A 17,590-nucleotide genomic window follows, 5' to 3' on the forward strand; every position below is an offset into this window, starting at 1 on the left:
CTACCCCGCGCCTACCCCTAGAGGAGGCCGGCAGGGCTTACAGGGAATGCCCGAGGGCCGCGTTATAGGCCGCGCCGCCCTCCCGGCCCCCGGGGTGGCCCGGCTATGGTGGTGGACCTGGGCTTCGAGTTATCCTACCTGCTCAGTGACGCGCTCGGCCGGAGGGTGGAGGTCCAGGGCTACAGCTTCGACCCGGGGAAGGCGCTGCTCTGCATAGACGCGCTCGTGGAGGGCAGGGGCCCGAGGAGGCTATGGTGGTGGACCTGGGCTTCGAGTTATCCTACCTGCTCAGTGACGCGCTCGGCCGGAGGGTGGAGGTCCAGGGCTACAGCTTCGACCCGGGGAAGGCGCTGCTCTGCATAGACGCGCTCGTGGAGGGCAGGGGCCCGAGGAAGGCCTGCATAGAGGTTAAGCCGTGCCGGGGCCTCCGGGAGGAGGCCAGGTGGGCCCGCTGCGTGTCCAAGACACTGGTACACGCGAGCGGGCTCGTGGAGAGGCTGGCCGGGCTCCTGGAGGGCTAGCCTCCGGGCTTCCGGAGCCTCGCTATGAAGTACCCGGTCGCCCGGTGGATGCTCGGGTGCACCCTTATGGCGTGCTCGCCGTAGAAGCCTATGCCCCGGCTGAAGCGCCTGGGCCAGGCCTCCTCGAGGCGGAGGCCCAGCTCCTCCACGGCGTAGCGCATATTCTCCTCGTTCTCGCGGAGCGTCATGGTGCAGGTGGAGTAGACCAGCACCCCGCCGGGCCGGAGGAGCCGCTGGGCGGCGCGGAGGAACCGCCTCTGGTACCGGGCGGCGGCCTCCACGTCGCGCAGCGTCTTCCGGTCCCAGACCTTGGGTATCACGCCGAGGCTGCTGCAGGGAGGGTCGAGGATAACATAGTCCGCCACCCCGGCGCCCAGTATCCTGTCAAGCCTCCTGGAGTCGGCGCGCAGCACCTCCACCCGGTGCCCCAGCCTCCTCACCTCCTCCCTGAGCCTCTCCACCTTGCCCCTGGAGTGGTCGACAGCCACCACCCGCACCCTGCCCCCGGCCAGCTCGTAGACGTGGCCGGTCTTCCCTCCCGGCGCCGCGCACATGTCTACGACCAGGGAGCCGGGCTCCGGGGATACTTGGGTATCACGCCGAGGCTGCTGCAGGGAGGGTCGAGGATAACATAGTCCGCCACCCCGGCGCCCAGTATCCTGTCAAGCCTCCTGGAGTCGGCGCGCAGCACCTCCACCCGGTGCCCCAGCCTCCTCACCTCCTCCCTGAGCCTCTCCACCTTGCCCCTGGAGTGGTCGACAGCCACCACCCGCACCCTGCCCCCGGCCAGCTCGTAGACGTGGCCGGTCTTCCCTCCCGGCGCCGCGCACATGTCTACGACCAGGGAGCCGGGCTCCGGGGATAGGACGTGGGCGGCCATCATGGAGGAGATGCTCTGCTCGTATATCGCGCCGCTCCTCCACCACCGGGTCTCCCTGAGGCTGGGCACCCGGTAGAGGGGCTGGACGTTCTCCACCACCAGGCCCCGCCGCGCCCGGAGAGCGGCCGGAGCCTCCTGGGCCACCACCCCCAGGGCTACGGCGGCGCCGTTCTCCGCTACAACCAGCACCTCCCTGCCCGGCCGGGCGCAGTCCTCGAGCCGGACCACGCCGGGGGCGTACACGTGGGCGCCGAGCATAACGCTCTCGGCAGCCCTCTTGTCCACCACCACCCTGCAGCCCGGGTCCCGGAGCCTCGCTGGCCCCTCGACGGGTATCCAGAGCGCCTCCTCCAGCAGCTCGTCGCGGTGCACCGGGTAGCCCTCCTTCCTCATCTCGTCGAGCAGCTCCCCGGGGTCGGCGCGGAGGGTGTTGACCCGGAAGTAGTAGCGGGACGGCGGCGCGGCGAGGGCCTCGAGGAGCCTGGGGAGCCCGTGGCGGCCATAGACCCTCTCAAGCTCCCCGAGGAGGCCCTCGTCGTACCACTCCCAGGGGCCTCCGTCGCGGTGCACCCGGGCCTCTACCTCCTCCTCCCCCTTCTCCTCACCCTCCGGAGCGGGGTGCCGCATACCGGGCAGACCCTCTCCCCTGGCCTCCGGGAGACGTAGCCGCAGGCGGGGCAGGCGACGATGTAGTCCTCGACCCTCTCTATCCCCCGGGTGCGGAGCGGCATGTACTCGAGCCCCAGGATGGCCGCGAGGTTCTGGACGGCGTAGTCGTCTGTCACGACCACCACGGGCAGCCCCTCCTCAGCCAGCTCCAGCGCCAGCGCGGCCACGCTAGTGTCCGTCCGGCTGAGCGAGGAGTGGAGCCCGGCCCGGGCGGCCTCGCGGAGGACCCGCCTTAGAGCCGCCGGCCTCGGGTCCCTTACCTCCACCCTGCCGAGCCCCAGGGCCAGCTCCAGGCCCTCCCTGCTCCAGCTGTCCCGCACCTCCTCCACCACGAGGCTGGTGGTGTAGAGCCTCCCGCTCCCCGGGGCGTAGAGGGGCCACCTGGCTATGAACGCCGTCGTGTCTAGCACGTAGGCCTTCTCCATGGCAGCCTCAGCTTCCCCCCTCCACGGTACCTCGCTATGCGCGCCGGGGGGCCGCGGAGCACGGCCTCGATCACCGCGCCCCTGGCGAGGAGGCTCTCCCGGACCCCGTCTATAATCAGCTTAACCGGCCTCGTGGTCCGCTCCACAACCAGGCGCACCGGCTCCCCGCCGGGGGCGACTATGCTCCCTATCCTCCTGTCCAGAGGGTTGACCGGCACCACCGCCACGGCGTCGAGCCCTGGGTGGAGCACGGGGCCCCCGGCGCTGTAGCAGTAGGCGGTGCTCCCGGTCGGGGTGGCGATTATCAGCCCGTCGCCCTCGAGGTCCTCGTAGGCCGTCTCGCCGCCCAGCTCCACCCGGAGCCCGGCCACCTTGGAGCCAAGCGCCAGCACGGCGGCCTCGTTGAGCGCGTAGGATACGCCGCCTCTGGCGCGGACGATGAGCCTGGGGTGCTCCTCCACCCGGAACCGGCCCTCCACGAAGTCCGCTAGCCTCTCCATAGACGCCCTCGGCCCCTCGTCGAAGAGGAAGGCCCGCCGCCCCAGCCGGACTAGGTGGAGCACCGGGTTCCTGGCGCCGAGGAGCTGGAGGAGGCGGAGCAGCGTCCCATCCCCGCCTATCACCACCACGCCCTCCACGTCGTCGAAGCGTAGGTCCACCCCTGGGCCTCCCAGCGGCCCAGCTATGGAGATGTCGTAGGCCGGCTCCGCGCCCAGCTTCAGGAGGCGGCGGTAAGCCTCTCTAGCCAGCTCCAGCGCCTCCACGCGGTCGGGCCTGGCGTATATGGCGACGCGCCGGGGCATGGAGGGGTCACCGGCCCGCTGCCTATGCCTCGTCACCGGGCGGCAATGCGGCGAGGCAGCGCGCGGGCTGCTGCACAGCCGCCGGCTATCAACGCGGCGGATGCGGCCGGTTAAACAATGCTGCACCCGCGGCCCCGCCCCAGTATTCGCGGCGGAGGCGGCGGGGGAGGAGCTGAGGAGCGCTAGGGAGGAGTTGCTCGCAGCCTGCGCCGGGCTCGTGGAGGTGGTGGAGACCAGCTGCACCATGCTCGAGGAGCGCCGGCCGCCGGTCTCATACGTGCTGGTGGGCAGGGTGGCGGTGGTCTCGCTGGACGAGAGACTACGGGGCAGGGAGAGGCAGGTGGCGGAGGAGCTGCTCCGCACGGTGCCGGGGATAGTGGCGGTCTACGGCAAGGAGGCCACGGTGGGGGAGTACCGGGCCCAGAGGCTCATCCACCTCGCCGGCGAGAGGGTGGAGGAGACCATGCACGTCGAGCACGGCCTCCGCATACCAGTGCCCCTCGGCAGGGTCTACATCAACCCGAGGCTCGCGGCCGAGCACCGCCGCGTCGCCGAGATGATAGGCAGGGACGAGGTGGTGCTCGACATGTTCAGCGGTGTTGGAGGCTTCAGCCTCGTCGCCTCGGCGCTGGGCAGGGGAAGGCTGATAGTAGCCAACGACGCCAACCCCTGGGCGGTCTCGGGCCTGGCCCGCGCCATCGAGATGAACAAGGGTAGGCTCAGGACGCCGATAGTCGTGCTGAGGAGCGACGCCCGCCTCCTGCCGGAGCTGCTGAAGCCCATATTCACGAGGATAATAATGAACCTGCCCCACTCCGCGGTGGAGTTCATCCCTGTGGCGAGGAGGCTCTGCAGCCCCAGGGGCTGCATACTCCACGTCTACACATTGGCCTCTAGCAGCGAGGAGGCGCTAGCCAGGGTTCCGGGCGGGGTCTCCGCCACCAGGGTCCTCGACTACGCACCCCGCAAGTTCATATACCGTGTCGACGTCCCCGTCCGGGGTGAAGACGACGTAGAGGGCTAGGCACCTCGTATAGCTGCTCGCCAGCAGCCTCCGGAGGCCCTCGGGCAGGTCGCGCGCCGCCTTATCGGCAGCGATCACCACGCTGTCGCGGCGGTGGCAGCTCCTCCTCGCTATCAGCCTCCCCGGCTCAGCCGCCGGCGAGAGCCCCTCAACCACGGCACCCGCCGCGCCGGGGGGATGGAGGGAGAGGGCAGCTATGTAGAGGGCGGCCAGCCCCTTCCCGGAGCTGCATCCAGCGATGCTGCCCTGACAGGAGACGCAGGCCACGCAGTCGCCCCGGGGTGTGAGCCTCGGCTCCCTCTCCAGCTCGAGCGTAGAGGGGTGGGCCAGCTGCACGTTGGGATGGCCCCTGCACCGCAGCAGCCTGATGCACGCCCCTGCCAACCTCTTCCCGGGCCTCCAGGCACCTCCTGGGGGCCAGGGGGCTTAGATAGGGCAGGCGCGCCCGTCAAGCCTGGAGAGTGGCCGGGGAATGCAGCGGGAGCTAGAGGAGGCGCGCCAGAGGCTTGTGGAGAGGCTCGTCCACGAGGGCTATATACGCTCCGAGCACGTCAAGAGGGCTATGCTCCGGGTGCCCCGGGAGCTCTTCCTCCCCGAGGACCTAAGGCACCTGGCTTACGAGGACACCCCGCTCCCCATAGGCCATGGGCAGACTATAAGCGCGCCCCACATGGTCGCCATGATGACGGAGCTGGCGGAGCTCGAGCCGGGAATGAAGGTGCTTGAGGTGGGAACGGGCTCCGGCTACCACGCGGCTGTGATAGCGGAGGTGGTCGCGCCCAGCGGCACGCCGAGGGAGAAGTGGGGCCACGTCTACACGGTGGAGAGGATCCCAGAGCTCGCGGAGCGCGCCCGCTTCAACCTGGAGAGGGCGGGTTACAGCGACCGCGTCGCAGTGATAGTGGGGGACGGGAGCAAGGGCTACCCCTCAGCTGCGCCCTACGACAGGATAATCGTGACGGCCGCGGCCCCCGAGGTGCCCAGGCCCCTGCCGGAGCAGCTACGGCCAGGCGGGAAAATAGTCATACCCATAGGGGATAGGTACATGCAGTACCTCTATGTAGTCGAGAAGCTGCCTGATGGCAGGCTGAAAAAACGCCCAGTTACACCGTGCATATTCGTGCCCCTCGTCGGGGAGCACGGGTGGCGGGAGCACGAGTCTTGGGTCTAGCGGCGCAGCCACGCATCCAGACCCATCTGGCGGCCCTGGAAGTGCTCGCGGTACGCCCTCCGCAGCCTCTCCAGCGCGTTCTTAACACGCTCCGGGTTGAAGTCGTGCTCCTCCACGAGTATCTCGAGGACCCTCTTCTCGTCGGGCTCCCTCCACTCGAGCTTATAGTCGCTGGTCACTGGGGGGTTCAGGAAGTACTCGTAGATCTTCAGTGGGTCGACCGGGAACTCGTGGCGCGGGAGCCCCTGGAGGAGCTTCACGGGGTCCCGGTGGGTCTGCACCATCTTCAGCGCCGTCTTGGGCCCGATCCCCCGGACGCCGTCCGGGTTGTAGTCGGTGCCTATGAGTATGCCTAGGGCTATCAACTGCTCCCTCGTAATGCCCAGTGCCTTGAGCAGCTTCTCGAGCTCCACCAGCTCCGGCTTAACCTCTACGTAGACGTTCTTCCTGGGCAGCTTCCTCTTACCCGTTATAGCGAGGTTCCGGGCAAGCCTCGGGGCCCCGAAGAGCAGGGAGTCGTAGTCCTGGCTCGCCGCGGCCCAGGCGTCGCCCTTCCGGGCCATGTAGGCGGCCTGCGCCTCCCCCTCCGCCGGCGCCTGCACGTAGGGTATCCCCATGGCCTCCAGCAGCTTCTTAGCGTCCTCCACCATCTCGTCGGTGAGTCTCGCCGCTGCCTGGGCGTAGCGCCTCGCCGCCTCCTGGTCGCCCCTCTTCACTGCCTCCTCGTACTTCCGCACAGCCTCCGCCTTGACACGCTTCCTCCTCTCTATCTCGAGATACTTCATCTCCGGCGGCTTCCCGTCGAAGACGTAGACCACCTTTACCCCGTGCTCGGCCAGGTTTATGGTGCGGTAGAAGAGGCCGCTGAGATGGCTGGTGACCCTGCCACGCGAGTCCATGAGCGGCGTGCCGTCCGGCTGCCTTATCGCGGTGAGGAACTGGTAGAGCGCGTTGTAGGCGTCTATGGCTACAACCTTGTAGCGCAGCGAGTCGAGCTCTATTTCCGTTACAGCCTCCTTGGGTATGATCTCGCGGAGGTTGACGCCCACGGCTCCCCCTATACCCCGGGGGATAGGCTTGAGGCCCCGTTAAGGTTTCCTAAGCAGCTCCACGTTCCTGAGGTTCTCCTTCAGCACAGAGACGTAGACTATACCCTGCATCTCCAGCTTCATCAGCGCGTGGAGGAGCTCGGCGAACGTGATATCCATTTTATCCCTAAGAGCCTTGTAGAGGTCCACGTCCTTGGCGCTCCCGCCTTTCCGCTCAAGCTCCTCTATTATGGCGTAGTGGAGGGGTAGGCTCCTCCAGGTATCCGAGGCGGTCATGCCGGCTAGACACCTCCCTAGCCTACCTCAATGCAGGCCCTGCCCCGGGGGCCGGGGGCGGGGTGTGTAGGAGCAGGGGCGGGGAGGGGAAACGCGGTAGGGGGTAGTCGGCGTGTCTAAGTGAACAGTGTAGACTTTGCCTGCAGCAGTTTGCTCCCCGGCAGCTGCTGGCGGGCCTGCTGATACCACTCCTCATAGAACTTCACCATGTCCTGGGTTATCGAGGGCCTCACTATCTCGAGCGCCCTCATGAAGTGCCTCATACGCACTCTGGTAGCGTTTATATCCTCGCGGAGCGCTAGCATTGCAGCCTCCCTTACCAGCGCCGCTAGGTCTGCGCCGCTGTAGCCCTCGGTCCTGATCGCCAGCAGCTCTAGGTCTACGTCTTCTGCTAGTGGCATTTTCCTGGTGTGTATCCTGAGTATCTCGAGCCTGGCCTTCCGGTCCGGCGGCGGCACGTAGATCACCTTATCGAACCTGCCGGGCCGCAGGAGGGCCGGGTCGAGTATATCCGGCCTGTTCGTGGCGGCTATCACAACCACGTTGCTGAGCGGCACTATGCCATCCAGCTCGGCGAGCAGCTGGTTCACAATCCTGTATGTTACTCCGCTGGTGTCGAAGGCGCCCCTCGTCTGGGCTATCGCGTCTATCTCGTCGAAGAAGATTATCGCAGGGCTATGCTGCCTAGCCTTCCGGAATATCTCCCTTATCATCTTCTCGCTCTCGCCCACCCATTTGCTGAGCACCTCTGGGCCCCTCACGGCGATGAAGTTCGCACCGCTCTCCGTCGCGGCCGCCTTAGCTAGTAGCGTCTTACCGGTGCCGGGCGGGCCGAAGAGCAGCACACCCTTAGGCGGCGTTATCCCCATGCGCCGGAAGACGTCGGGGTACTTGAGCGGCCACTCCACAGCCTCGCGGAGCTGCTGCTTAACATCCTCAAGCCCACCGATATCCCCCCAGTGGACCTCCGGAACCTCGATGTAGATCTCCCTCAGCCCGCTCGGCACTATCTCCCTCATAGCGGCCATGAAGTCCTCCATCCGTATCTCCATCTCCTCCAGGATCTCCGGGGGTATCCTGTCCTGGCTGAGGTCTATCCTCGGAAGGTAGCGGCGCAGCGCGTGCATCGCAGCCTCCCTTACCAGCGCCGCTAGGTCCGCGCCGCTGTAGCCGCGGGTCATCTCGGCAATTCTCTCCAGGTCCACGTCCTCGGCCAGCGGCATGCTCCTAGTGTGTATCTGGAGTATCTCAAGCCTACCCTGTTTGTCCGGCAGCGGTATCTCTATCTCGCGGTCGAAGCGGCCCGGGCGGCGGAGGGCTGGGTCCAGCGCGTTAGGCCTGTTGGTGGCAGCTATCACTATCACGTCCCCGCGGCTCTCCAGCCCATCCATGAGGGCCAGTAGCTGCGCCACCACGCGGCGCTCGACCTCCCCTACGACCTCGTCCCTCTTCGGCGCTATCGCGTCTATCTCGTCTATGAATATGATGCTCGGCGCATGCTTCTTAGCCTCCTCGAAGATCTCGCGGAGCCTCTGCTCGCTCTCGCCATAGTACTTGCTCATTATCTCCGGCCCGTTGATGGCTATGAAGTAGGCGTTGGTCTCGTTAGCTATAGCCTTAGCTAGCAGCGTCTTGCCTACCCCCGGCGGTCCGTAGAGCAGCACACCCTTAGGCGGCTCTATGCCAAGCCTCTTGAATATCTCCGGGTGCTTGAGGGGCAGCTCAACCAGCTCCCGGACCCTCTGGATGATGTCCTTCATGCCGCCGATGTCCTCGTAGGTGACCCTCGGTATCTTGCCCTGCTCTACCGGCTTCTCCAGCAGTATTATGTTCGTGTCATGGTTGATCACGACCACGCCCTGGGGCTTGGTGTGTATGACCACGAAGGGGATTGACTGGTTCAGCACCGGTATCAGCACCGTGTCGCCCTCGACCACAGGGTACTCGAGCAGCTTCTTCTTCACGTAGTTCACGAACCCGCTGTCAATGGTTATCGAGAAGTTCGCCGGAGCGAGCTTAACCAGAGAGGCGGGCTGCACGTCGGCCTTACGGACTATCACCTTATCGCCTATGCTCACGCCGGCGTTCTTGCGGAGAAGCCCATCCATCCTTATGATGTCCTGGCCCCTGTCCTCCGGGTAGCCCGGCCACGCTATGGCAGCCGTCCTCTTCCTCCCCTCTATCTCTATTATGTCGCCCGGCTCGACGCCTATCATCCTGAGTATGTCTATATCTATCCTCACCTTCCCCTTGCCGACGTCGCGTTGCTTGGCTTCAACAACCCTTAGCACTACCTCCTTCTTACGCCGAGAACCCGTCAGCACCATGGCTTACCCCTTTTACACCGTCTTCCCTCCGGCCTGGGGGCGCACCCTGGTGAGTAAGGGTATGGTTACACTGCGCCCCTCATTAACCGTGCTGAGCCCTGGAGCCTGGTATATATCATACCCCGCCGCGCGAGGAAGAGGCGTCTAGCAGGCCAGCCCTGGAACGGGTGGCGCCGAGGCCCGGCCCCCCGGGGCCTCAAAACATCCCGGTGGCGTGGGCGGCTAGTAGCTGGAGACCCTGTGGACAGTCTCTACCTCTATCTCCTCGACGCCCTCGACGCCGCGCAGGAGCTCCTCGAGCTTAGAGGTGCCTCCCTCGCTCTCCTCCGGTATCAGTATGTATAGCTTGAGGGCGTTGAGCCCGAATGCTATCGGGACCTTGTCGTAGCGGGTCACCTCGTAGTCTCGTGGCAGCTTCTCCTCTATCCTCTTTACGAGCTGCTCCAGGTCTATGTCCGTGCTAGACGGATATACCGACGCTACTACCAGTACCTTCGCCATGCTGCCACACCCCTGCAGGACCGTCCACGCCAATCCCGGGGCTAGAATGCTGCCGTGCCCTAGGGGCCCTCGAACCCGCACTTCGGGCAGCGGTAAGGGACACCCATCTTCCTGCAGCGGGAGCAGCGCCAGATCACTACCTCGCCGCAGTTGGGGCAGAGGAACGCCACTCCCTTCTCCCAGGGCGATATTGGCCTGTTGCAGCTGGTGCACACGGGTACCTTGGTGGCCTCTACTATGCTGGGCTTCCGCGGCACCTCAAGGCTCAGCGACACGGCCTCGACCCCGCCCCGGCCCCGTGGCTGCGGCCAGTTAATTACTGTCTTGCGCCGCGCCCGGCGCCCTGGGGATGGCAGCCGGTATGATGGGGCCTGGGCAGGAGTACAAGCAGGTCATAGCCGTGAGGACTGATATAAGGATGAGCAGGGGGAAGCTGGCCGCCCAGGTGGCCCACGCCGCGGTGGAGGCGGTGCTGCTCATAATAGATAGCGGCAACCCGGAGTGGAGCCGCTGGCTCCGCGAGTGGAGGATACAGGGCCAGAAGAAGGTGGTGGTGAAGGTCTCGAGCGAGCAGGAGCTGCTCTGGGTCCACCAGGAGGCCCGGCGCCTAGGCCTCCCAGCCTCCCTCGTGGCGGACGCCGGCCGCACCGAGCTCCCCCCGGGCACCAGGACAGCAGCCGCCGTGGGGCCAGCCCCCAGCCAGCTGGTGGACAGGGTTACGGGGAGGCTCAAGCTCCTCTAGCCGCCGGGGGCGGTGGGCTATAGGGCTCTGCAGGAGCAGGAACCCGCTAGACCTCCTCCTAGGCCTCGAGTACCGGGTACGCTGCGGCGAGCCCCTGGCCTGCGTGGCGAAACCCCGCGAGAGGAGCTTCATCGTGGCGGAGGAGCCGGAGCTGGCCCTAGAGCCCCGGGGCCGCTACTGCGTCTACCTCCTCGCCAAGAGGGGGCTCCCCAGCGGCGCGGCCGCGAGGCTCCTGGCGAGGCTCATAGGCGCGCCGGCGGAGGCGGCGATGATAGCCGGGCTCAAGGACACGGAGGCGACTACGCTCCAGTACGCCTGCCTCCCCTGCCCCCGCGACCCCCCGGTGCTCGTCACGGTGCCCGGCAGGCTCTGGGCCCGGCTCCTCGGGAGGGCCAGCCGCTGCCCCCGCCGCGGGGTGCTGAGGGGCAACAGGTTCACCATAGTCCTTGAGCCTCTCGGCTCCTGCAGGGAGCTGGAGGAGGCCCTGGAGAGCCTCCGGGCCGCGAGGCTCCCGGCGTACTACGGCTACCAGCGCTTCGGCACCAGGAGGCCGGACACCCACCTCCAGGGCCTAGCCCTCCTGCGCGGCGACCAAGCCGCCTACGCCCGAGAGCTGCTCGCCAGCCCCTACCCCGACGAGTCGCCCGCGGCGAGGAGGTGCAGGCGCAGCCTCTGGCGCGCCCCCGGCTGCAGCGGATCCAGGCTCTACGAGGCCCGGGCCGCCGGGGCCAAGGGCCCTGGGTGGCTCCGGCACCTGGTCCCCCGGCAGGTTCTAGAGCTGCAGCTGGCCGCGCTCCAGGCCTACATCTTCAACCGCTATCTAAGCCTCCGCATATCCATGGGCCACAGCCTCGGGGAGAAGCTGCCCGGGGAGAGGCTTCTCGGCGGGAGGCCCTACGCCCCGGTGCCCGGGATAGGCTACCGGCTCGGCACTGGCGGGGCTGCCCGGGAGCTCCTCGAGGAGGCCATCGGCTCGATCGGCTTGAGCCCCGAGGACCTGGCCAAGCCGCCTCCGGGGCTCCCCAGGCTCCGGCCCTACTGGCGCCCCGTCTACACGACTCCCCAGGGGCTGGCCGCGGCGCGGCTGCCCGGCTGCAGGCTGGCGGTGAGATTCAGCCTCGAGAGGGGTATGTATGCCACCCTCCTCCTCCGTGAGCTGGCCGAGCCCCCGGGCTGCGTGTAGGGTGGGCGGAAGGACGCCCAGGGGCGCAGCGGGGGAGGAGGCTGCCCGCCCCTCCAGGGGTGAAGAAAGAGCCCGGCCGGCCTAGTAGCCCGACTTTATCCTGGTCTTCTTGCCTAGCAGCTCGCTGAGTATCCTCTCGTACATCTCCTTGGCTTTACCCAGCCTCCTCTCATCCCTCCTCGGTATCCTCACGACGTACTCTATGCTGCCATCGGGCAGCCAGAGCGTGTTGACGCCCAGTATCCTTACCGGGTAGAGCAAGTGGGTGGCGAGGCCCCTCACGTCGCTGGCCTTCGGTATGATCTTGACCCTCTTCCCGAGCCTTTCCCTCAGCCGCTGCTCAAGCTCCCTGGCGTACTTCGTGAACACGGGCACGCTCGTGCCGACACCGAGGTCCATCACTATTATAACCATGTCGTCGTCTATGAAGTAGGCCTTGTAGTAGGTGGCTTTCTTCAGTATCCGCATGCCCTCGTCCTCCTCAAGCTCTATAAGAGCCTTCATTATATCTACTTCACGCTCATCCACAACGCCGCTGTCGATGAGGCCCTGGCACCTGGGGCAGAGAACGCCGCTCTTAACGCAGACGTAGTCAAGGGGTATCTGAACCGAGGTACACCACCTCCCTCCGCACGGCTGCCATGATCGTCATGGGCGGACTGATGCCTGTCAGTGGGTCTCCCGGCTGGCGTGCATGGGGCTTCTGGCCGGGGCCTTCAGCGCCCCAGCCTCCAGGACCCGCATAGTCCATGGTGGCCCGGTGCCCTGGGCTCCCTATAATTAATCCTATCCGGCCCAGGCCCGGGCCCGCCACAAGGCTTATAAAATGTCCCGGCCTCCCGGGGTCGGCATGGCTGAGACCCTCCCCTGGCAGGAGGGTGGGCCGGTAGCTCAGCCTGGAAGAGCGCTCGGTTGGCATCCGAGAGGTCCCGGGTTCAAATCCCGGCCGGTCCACCACCCCCACCAGCCTCTCCCGGAGCCCCGCGTTCTCCAGCCCCTCCGGGTTCCCCGGCAGCCGGTAGCACCCCGGCTCCTCCCCTGTACCACCCCGCTTGGCGGCTCCGGGAGCCTCCTACCGGGCCCTCGGGGCTTTAACCCGGCCAAAGCGCTCCAGCCGAAGCACTAGATGTGGGGGCTCTAGTGGAGGACATATTGGACGAGATCTTTGATCGAGTGGTGGAGTCCAGGATATTCCGCAACAGGGACATACTGAACCCCGACTATATCCCGGACAGGTTGCCTCACAGGGAGAACGAGATACGGAGGGTAGCTAGCGTCCTCGCCCAGGCGCTGAGGAACAGTAGGCCCAACAACCTCTTCATCTACGGGTTGACGGGCACGGGTAAGACGGCTGTAACCCTCTACGTGCTCCGCCGGCTGGAGGCGAAGGCGAGGCAGCTGGGGGTGGACGTGAGGTACGCCTACGTTAATACTAGGCAGCGGGATACGCCCTACAAGGTGCTCGTAGACATAGCATCCAGTATAGGGCTCCGGGTCCCCTTCACCGGGCTCTCCACCGCCGAGGTCTACACCCGGCTCGTCCGCGCCCTCTCCAGGGCCAGCGGCGTCCTGATAGTGGTGCTTGATGAGGTGGACTGGCTTGTCCGGAGGAAGGGGGATGACCTGCTCTACAAGCTTACACGCATAGGCTACGAGCTGCCCCGGGACGCGGCGAAGGTATCCATAGTGGGGATTACGAACGACGTGAAGTTTGTCGAGATGCTTGACGCCCGGGTCCGCAGCAGCCTCGGAGAGGAGGAGGTTGTCTTCCCTCCCTACAACGCTGAGCAGCTCCGCGACATCCTCTGGGAGCGGGCCCGGGAGGCCTTCCAGCCAGGCGCCGTCGACGAGTCGGTCATAAGCTACTGTGCGGCCCTCGCGGCGAGGGAGCACGGCGACGCCCGCCACGCCCTCGACCTTCTCCGCGTGGCGGGCGAGGTGGCGGAGAGGGAGAACGCTCCCAGGGTAACGGTGGAGCATGTCAAGAAGGCCTGGGGACAGCTGGAGAGGGACCGGGTCTACGAGGTGGTCTCAACTCTCCCGCTCCACGCCCGCCTCGTCCTAGCCGCGGTGATAGCCGCGGCGGGCAGGAGCTACACCACCACGGGCGAGCTCTACAGCGTCTACCGGGAACTGGCCAGCGCCCTAGGGGTGGAGAGCGTGACGCAGCGCAGGGTGAGCGACATAGTGAACGAGCTGGACATGCTCGGCGTACTCTCGGCGAGGGTTGTGAACCGCGGCCGCTACGGGAAAACCAGGATGATAAGCCTCGCAGCCGACCCCGAGACCATCGTGGAGGCCCTCTCCAGAGACCCCCGGCTCCGCCGCCTCCTAGGCCAGGTGGCCGTCCCCGGGGGAGGCGCTGGGGGAGGGGGAGGGCGAACCCCTGGAACCCTAGCCCCTAACCCTAATAAGGCCCGGCGTGGCGGCCGGTGAGTCTCCATGGAGGGCCGGTAGCTCAGCCTGGCAGAGCGGCGGGCTTTTAACCCGTTGGTCCCGGGTTCGAATCCCGGCCGGCCCGCTACGCCTCCAACAGGCAGGTGTCCACTATCGGGCCCACGGCCCGGCCCTCCCTCACCTAGGCTGCTGGCCCCGCGCCCTCCAGACAACCCCCTCCTCGCCCGTCTCCGGCTCCACGAGGCCCTCCCTCTCCAGCCAGGCGAGCAGCGATGCCAGCGCGGTACGGTTCAGCATGAGCTGCCTCGGCGTCGGCTCCGCCGACCCCAGCGAAACCGTGGCCATGTAGGTGAGCTTCTCGAGGGTCAGGGGCTTCTCCCGCAGCCTCTCGAGCACCCAGCCCCGCAGCTTCTCCACCGCGGCGATATTAGCCTCCACCATGGCGGCGGCGCGGCGCCCCCGGGCCACCGGGCCGTGGCCGGGGACTATCGTGTAGCCCTCCTCCGCCAGCTCCCGCAGCCTCTCCAGGCTCCGGACCCAGCCCTCCAGGTCGGCTGCAAAGGGCACGCCGAACCTCGCCAGCACCCTCTCCCCCAGCACAGCGTCGCCGGCGGCCACCACCCGAGACTCCTCATCCACCACCCCCATGTGGCCCGGCGTGTGCCCCGGCAGCGGGATGGAGCGAAGCCCCTCCGGCAGCCCCTCCCCGGGTTCAACCTCCCGGTCCACCCGCAGCTCCACCATGGGCATGGCGGCGAGCCTCTCCGTGACAAGGCCGCCGTAGACTACGAGGCGGCGGAGTACGCTGGACTCGACGAGGCCCCTGCAGAGCCTCGCCGCATACACCGGGCCCCCGAGCCCCGGCGCCGCCGCCAGGTGGTCGCTGTGCCCGTGGGTCAGCACCACAGCCTCTAGCCCGAGGCCCAGCCCCCGGAGGGCCTCCTGGATCGCCGTGCCACGGCCCTCGCCGATGCCGGGGTCGACAACCACGGCGCCGGAGGAGCCGGCTACTATCACCGTGTTGGGGCTCCCCGGGAGGAGGTACGCCCTCCCACCTATCCTGCGGAGGCTCTGCATCCCGCACGCGCACCGGGTATAGAGGGAGGTGAGGCGGCGGGCCTCTGGAGGCTAAAAGAAGGAGGTTCACGCCTTGCGTAGGGCGTTCAGCCCTCTCCCCGGGAGGTGCAGGCGCCCAGGTTCCTGGCGACCTCTATCAATAGGCCGAGGCCTTTCTGCACGTTCTTGTCGCTTAGGGCTCCTAGCAGGCCGAAGAGGCCTACTGGCTTGGCCTTGGCGGGGTCGGCGGAGGCTAGCGAGCGCAGCGTGCACTCGCTGATCTTCTCGAGGTTCATCTTCGCCGAGATTACCTCCTCCGGGTGGAGGCGGAGCATCCCCCTGGAGGCGGCGTCAACAACGGCCATTGCCCTGTATATGGCGGGGTCGTTGCTGATCATGGCGAGCAGGTCCATGCCCTTCTCCGCTATAATTCTCAGCATGTCGAGTATGCCGCTCCTCTTGAGGTATACAGCGACCTCTACGAGCTCCTCCAGGGCCTTCATGCTCTCCTCGTCGAGGTTGAGCTTCTCCTCTCCCTCAGCCTCCTGGACCTGGGCGGTCATCCTGGCTCACCCTCGCATAGTGCTACTTCATTGCGGCTATCCATGACTTGTAGAAAGCCTCCTTCATAAGCCTTATAATGGGGGAGGTCATTATGGTGTAGCAGTAGAGCTTGTTGCGCTGTTCCTTCTCGTCGTACCGGATCTCGCATGTGCCCGCGTAGCCCGAGGTGCCCCAGTAGCCGACGCAGGTCATGGTCTTTGCGTACCCTGCCACCGGGTAGCCGCCGGTTATCTCGCTGATTATCTGGTCGGCTGCGTAGTCGGCTGCAAAGTGCACTGGGATACCCGCAGTCGGCAGCCCCGCGGGCGGCATGGAGTGCTCTCCCACCATGAATACGTCGTCGTAGTCTGGGTGGCGGAAGTTCCTGGGCCTCACCGGCGCCCACCTCGGATCCTGCTTGAGCTGGAAGCCCTCACTCCTGGCCAGGGGCTCCGGAAGCCTACTAGGAGGCACCTTAATCAACAAATCATACCTCTCCTCAACATTCCCCGCACGAACAACACCCCTCTCACCATCAACCTCGACATTACCGTCATGCTGCACCATCTCCACGCCAGCAGCCTGTATCTTCTCCCACCACACCCTGGACACGTCTGTGCCAAGCGCGGCCAGCGGCTTCCCCGTCCTTTCCCGTGTGAGCAGCACCACCTCGGCCTTTATGCCGCGGTTCTTCATAGTCTCTGCAAGCTGCGTTACCGCCTCGTAGGGGTACATGCCGCAGCGGTGAGGCGTCTCGGGTACTAGTAGGACTATCCTCCCGCCCTTGAACCTGGCTAGTGCCTTACCTAGCTCGGTGGCCCCCTCGAGCGTGTAGTTGTGGTACCCGTAGCGGTCTAGGCCTGGGTAGGCCTCCCAGCCGTAGCGGACCCCGAGGCTCACGACGAGGTAGTCGTAGCCCAGCCTCCCACCCTTCTCAGTCTCAACAGCCCTCTCGCCGGCATCAATCCGGGTAACCCGGTCAACCAGCACCCTGAAGCCAAACCTCCTACCAGCATCAACAATAGAGGCGCGAACCTCATCCGGCACAGCAGCGCCGAGAGCAACATCTCCATAGAGGGGGCGGAAGTCGTGCCAAGGCTCATCAGCCACAACAGTGACTTCAAGGTCTAGGCCCTGCTTCCTCGCAGCCTCAGCAAGCTTGCGCGCAGCAACATAGCCCCCTGTTCCTCCTCCCAAGACGAGAATCCGCTTGGCCACGTTATCAACCCTGCTCTCGGTCAACAGTTCCTCGTAAACGGGTGCTAAGCATAAGGTAAAAATGCTTTGCATGAGTGCAACATTCGATATAGTAGTAGTGTAATGCTGAATCTAAAGGATTATCGGCTGTCATGAGCGCCTCTGGCGCCCGCTGCTAGAGGGGGCCCAGGGTCCTTGACAGCATGGAGGCTGCCTGGTGGGCTGTGAAGAGGGGCTCCGGGTGCCTCGTGTAGAGCTGGAGGCTGCACGCCAGCCTCCACGCATCCCTCGGCTCCATGCCGTAAGCTGCTAGGAGGAGGCGCCCCCTCCTGCACTCGGCGGAGCGTAGCCTGGACCAGGCCTCCTCCAGCACGGCTAGCCTCTCCCTCCAATCCGGGAAGTGGAGGCGGAGCGCCCTCTCCACCGCCTCGCGGCGAGGCGGGTACATGTAGACGGCCACGGCAGGGACCCCGGTCTCACGGTACAGCCTCTCCGGGTCGAGGATGTTGAAGCCCGCGAACACCACCGTGTCGGTCAGCACCGCCTCGAGCCGGAACCCCTCCCCGAGGGCCCGGCGGACTAGCCGGGCAGCCTTCCAGGTCGCGTCAAGCCCGTCGACCTCGACAGTGTCCAGGAGGACCCGGCAGGGGCAGAGGCTACCCTCCCTCCTGCAGTGGACAGCGAGCGCGAGGAGGGTGCGGCGCCACCCCCGCTGGAAGAACCCGTCATCGAGCCCGGCCACGCAGCCGCCCAGGACTCCCCCCTCCTCAGGGCTGCGGCTGTGGGCAGGCGCGGCGGAGACGTTTAGACCACTAAGACCTCCTCC

21 protein-coding genes and 2 tRNA genes are annotated in these 17,590 nt (G+C 66.2%); 8 read left to right on the forward strand and 15 right to left on the reverse strand.

The genetic code is table 11. The annotated features are described in order from the left end of the window. Positions 1-251 precede the first annotated feature (251 nt). Positions 252-521: a hypothetical protein gene (locus tag CF15_RS01330; protein WP_058370186.1), complete on the forward strand. Its 270-nt coding sequence runs from the start codon at positions 252-254 to the stop codon at positions 519-521. On the opposite strand, the gene CF15_RS01335 is transcribed toward CF15_RS01330, so the two are convergent. The 4 genes from CF15_RS01335 to CF15_RS01350 are packed head-to-tail and all read right to left on the reverse strand — an operon-like array spanning position 518 to position 3,298. Then, positions 518-1,075 (reverse strand): RsmB/NOP family class I SAM-dependent RNA methyltransferase, encoded by a 558-nt coding sequence (locus CF15_RS01335; protein ID WP_058370187.1) that lies wholly within the window; start codon positions 1,073-1,075, stop codon positions 518-520. The genes CF15_RS01330 and CF15_RS01335 overlap by 4 nt on opposite strands. A 2-nt stretch (positions 1,076-1,077) precedes the next feature. Beyond that, positions 1,078-2,028 carry a PUA domain-containing protein gene (locus tag CF15_RS01340; RefSeq protein WP_058370188.1) on the reverse strand — a complete coding sequence of 317 codons (951 nt, stop codon included), beginning with the start codon at positions 2,026-2,028 and terminating at the stop codon, positions 1,078-1,080. Next, positions 1,980-2,495, reverse strand: a complete 516-nt coding sequence (locus tag CF15_RS01345; RefSeq protein WP_058370189.1) for an NOB1 family endonuclease — start codon at positions 2,493-2,495, stop codon at positions 1,980-1,982. Before CF15_RS01345 ends, CF15_RS01340 begins: the two co-directional genes overlap by 49 nt. Beyond that, positions 2,474-3,298: an NAD(+)/NADH kinase gene (locus tag CF15_RS01350; protein ID WP_058370190.1), complete on the reverse strand. Its 825-nt coding sequence runs from the start codon at positions 3,296-3,298 to the stop codon at positions 2,474-2,476. Before CF15_RS01350 ends, CF15_RS01345 begins: the two co-directional genes overlap by 22 nt. Positions 3,299-3,398: 100 nt before the next feature. Between CF15_RS01350 and CF15_RS01355 the strand changes: the two genes are divergently transcribed. Continuing rightward, positions 3,399-4,322 (forward strand): class I SAM-dependent methyltransferase, encoded by a 924-nt coding sequence (locus CF15_RS01355; RefSeq protein ID WP_058370191.1) that lies wholly within the window; start codon positions 3,399-3,401, stop codon positions 4,320-4,322. Here the strand turns inward: CF15_RS01355 and CF15_RS08735 are convergent. After that, a complete protein-coding gene (locus CF15_RS08735; RefSeq protein WP_168371200.1) occupies positions 4,209-4,706 on the reverse strand; it encodes a DUF371 domain-containing protein in 498 nt (165 codons plus the stop codon). The genes CF15_RS01355 and CF15_RS08735 overlap by 114 nt on opposite strands. Before the next feature lie 88 nt (positions 4,707-4,794). On the opposite strand from CF15_RS08735, the gene CF15_RS01360 reads away from it, so the two are divergent. Beyond that, positions 4,795-5,493, forward strand: coding sequence for a protein-L-isoaspartate O-methyltransferase (locus CF15_RS01360; protein ID WP_058370192.1), 699 nt, complete (start codon positions 4,795-4,797; stop codon positions 5,491-5,493). Here the strand turns inward: CF15_RS01360 and fen are convergent. The 5 genes from fen to CF15_RS01385 form a co-directional block, all read right to left on the reverse strand. After that, a complete protein-coding gene (fen, locus tag CF15_RS01365; protein WP_058370193.1) occupies positions 5,490-6,542 on the reverse strand; it encodes a flap endonuclease-1 in 1,053 nt (350 codons plus the stop codon). The two genes, CF15_RS01360 and fen, sit on opposite strands and share 4 nt — an antisense overlap. 39 nt (positions 6,543-6,581) lie before the next feature. Continuing rightward, the gene (locus tag CF15_RS01370; RefSeq protein ID WP_058370194.1) at positions 6,582-6,818 is read right to left on the reverse strand and encodes a hypothetical protein; all 237 of its coding nucleotides are present in this window, start codon (positions 6,816-6,818) and stop codon (positions 6,582-6,584) included. Positions 6,819-6,934: 116 nt separating this feature from the next. Then, the gene (locus CF15_RS01375) at positions 6,935-9,145 is read right to left on the reverse strand and encodes a CDC48 family AAA ATPase (protein ID WP_058370195.1); all 2,211 of its coding nucleotides are present in this window, start codon (positions 9,143-9,145) and stop codon (positions 6,935-6,937) included. A 222-nt stretch (positions 9,146-9,367) separates the two neighbouring features. Beyond that, positions 9,368-9,646, reverse strand: coding sequence for an elongation factor 1-beta (locus CF15_RS01380; RefSeq protein WP_058370196.1), 279 nt, complete (start codon positions 9,644-9,646; stop codon positions 9,368-9,370). Positions 9,647-9,705: 59 nt separating this feature from the next. Beyond that, positions 9,706-9,921, reverse strand: coding sequence for a zinc finger domain-containing protein (locus tag CF15_RS01385; RefSeq protein WP_083494415.1), 216 nt, complete (start codon positions 9,919-9,921; stop codon positions 9,706-9,708). Between the two features lie 89 nt (positions 9,922-10,010). Here CF15_RS01385 and pth2 point away from each other — a divergent pair, with 89 nt between their 5' ends. Together pth2 and truD are read left to right on the forward strand one after the other, a co-directional pair. After that, a complete protein-coding gene (gene pth2, locus CF15_RS01390; protein WP_083494583.1) occupies positions 10,011-10,388 on the forward strand; it encodes a peptidyl-tRNA hydrolase Pth2 in 378 nt (125 codons plus the stop codon). Between the two features lie 19 nt (positions 10,389-10,407). Continuing rightward, positions 10,408-11,571, forward strand: coding sequence for a tRNA pseudouridine(13) synthase TruD (truD, locus tag CF15_RS01395; protein ID WP_083494416.1), 1,164 nt, complete (start codon positions 10,408-10,410; stop codon positions 11,569-11,571). Between the two features lie 81 nt (positions 11,572-11,652). Here truD and CF15_RS01400 read toward each other — a convergent pair whose 3' ends face one another. Next, positions 11,653-12,099 (reverse strand): transcription elongation factor, encoded by a 447-nt coding sequence (locus CF15_RS01400; protein WP_236698090.1) that lies wholly within the window; start codon positions 12,097-12,099, stop codon positions 11,653-11,655. A 352-nt stretch (positions 12,100-12,451) separates the two neighbouring features. Between CF15_RS01400 and CF15_RS01405 the strand changes: the two genes are divergently transcribed. The 3 genes from CF15_RS01405 (at position 12,452) to CF15_RS01415 (ending at position 14,092) form a co-directional block, all read left to right on the forward strand. Further along, positions 12,452-12,528, forward strand: a tRNA-Ala gene (locus CF15_RS01405). A 183-nt stretch (positions 12,529-12,711) separates the two neighbouring features. After that, positions 12,712-14,007, forward strand: a complete 1,296-nt coding sequence (locus CF15_RS01410; protein ID WP_083494417.1) for a Cdc6/Cdc18 family protein — start codon at positions 12,712-12,714, stop codon at positions 14,005-14,007. Positions 14,008-14,018: 11 nt separating this feature from the next. Then, positions 14,019-14,092, forward strand: a tRNA-Lys gene (locus CF15_RS01415). A gap of 53 nt (positions 14,093-14,145) precedes the next feature. Here CF15_RS01415 and CF15_RS01420 read toward each other — a convergent pair. The 4 genes from CF15_RS01420 to CF15_RS01435 form a co-directional block, all read right to left on the reverse strand. Then, entirely contained in the window at positions 14,146-15,045 is a 900-nt protein-coding gene (locus CF15_RS01420) for an MBL fold metallo-hydrolase (RefSeq protein ID WP_058370200.1), read from the reverse strand. A gap of 86 nt (positions 15,046-15,131) precedes the next feature. Further along, on the reverse strand, positions 15,132-15,587 hold the full coding sequence (locus tag CF15_RS01425; protein ID WP_058370201.1) for a helical membrane plugin domain-containing protein: 456 nt from the start codon (positions 15,585-15,587) through the stop codon (positions 15,132-15,134). A 22-nt stretch (positions 15,588-15,609) separates the two neighbouring features. Then, a complete protein-coding gene (locus CF15_RS01430; RefSeq protein ID WP_058370202.1) occupies positions 15,610-16,809 on the reverse strand; it encodes an NAD(P)/FAD-dependent oxidoreductase in 1,200 nt (399 codons plus the stop codon). A 130-nt stretch (positions 16,810-16,939) separates the two neighbouring features. Next, positions 16,940-17,506, reverse strand: coding sequence for an endonuclease dU (locus CF15_RS01435; protein ID WP_058370203.1), 567 nt, complete (start codon positions 17,504-17,506; stop codon positions 16,940-16,942). Positions 17,507-17,590 lie beyond the last annotated feature (84 nt).

The sequence above is a fragment of the Pyrodictium occultum genome, assembly GCF_001462395.1.
GTDB lineage: Archaea > Thermoproteota > Thermoprotei_A > Sulfolobales > Pyrodictiaceae > Pyrodictium > Pyrodictium occultum.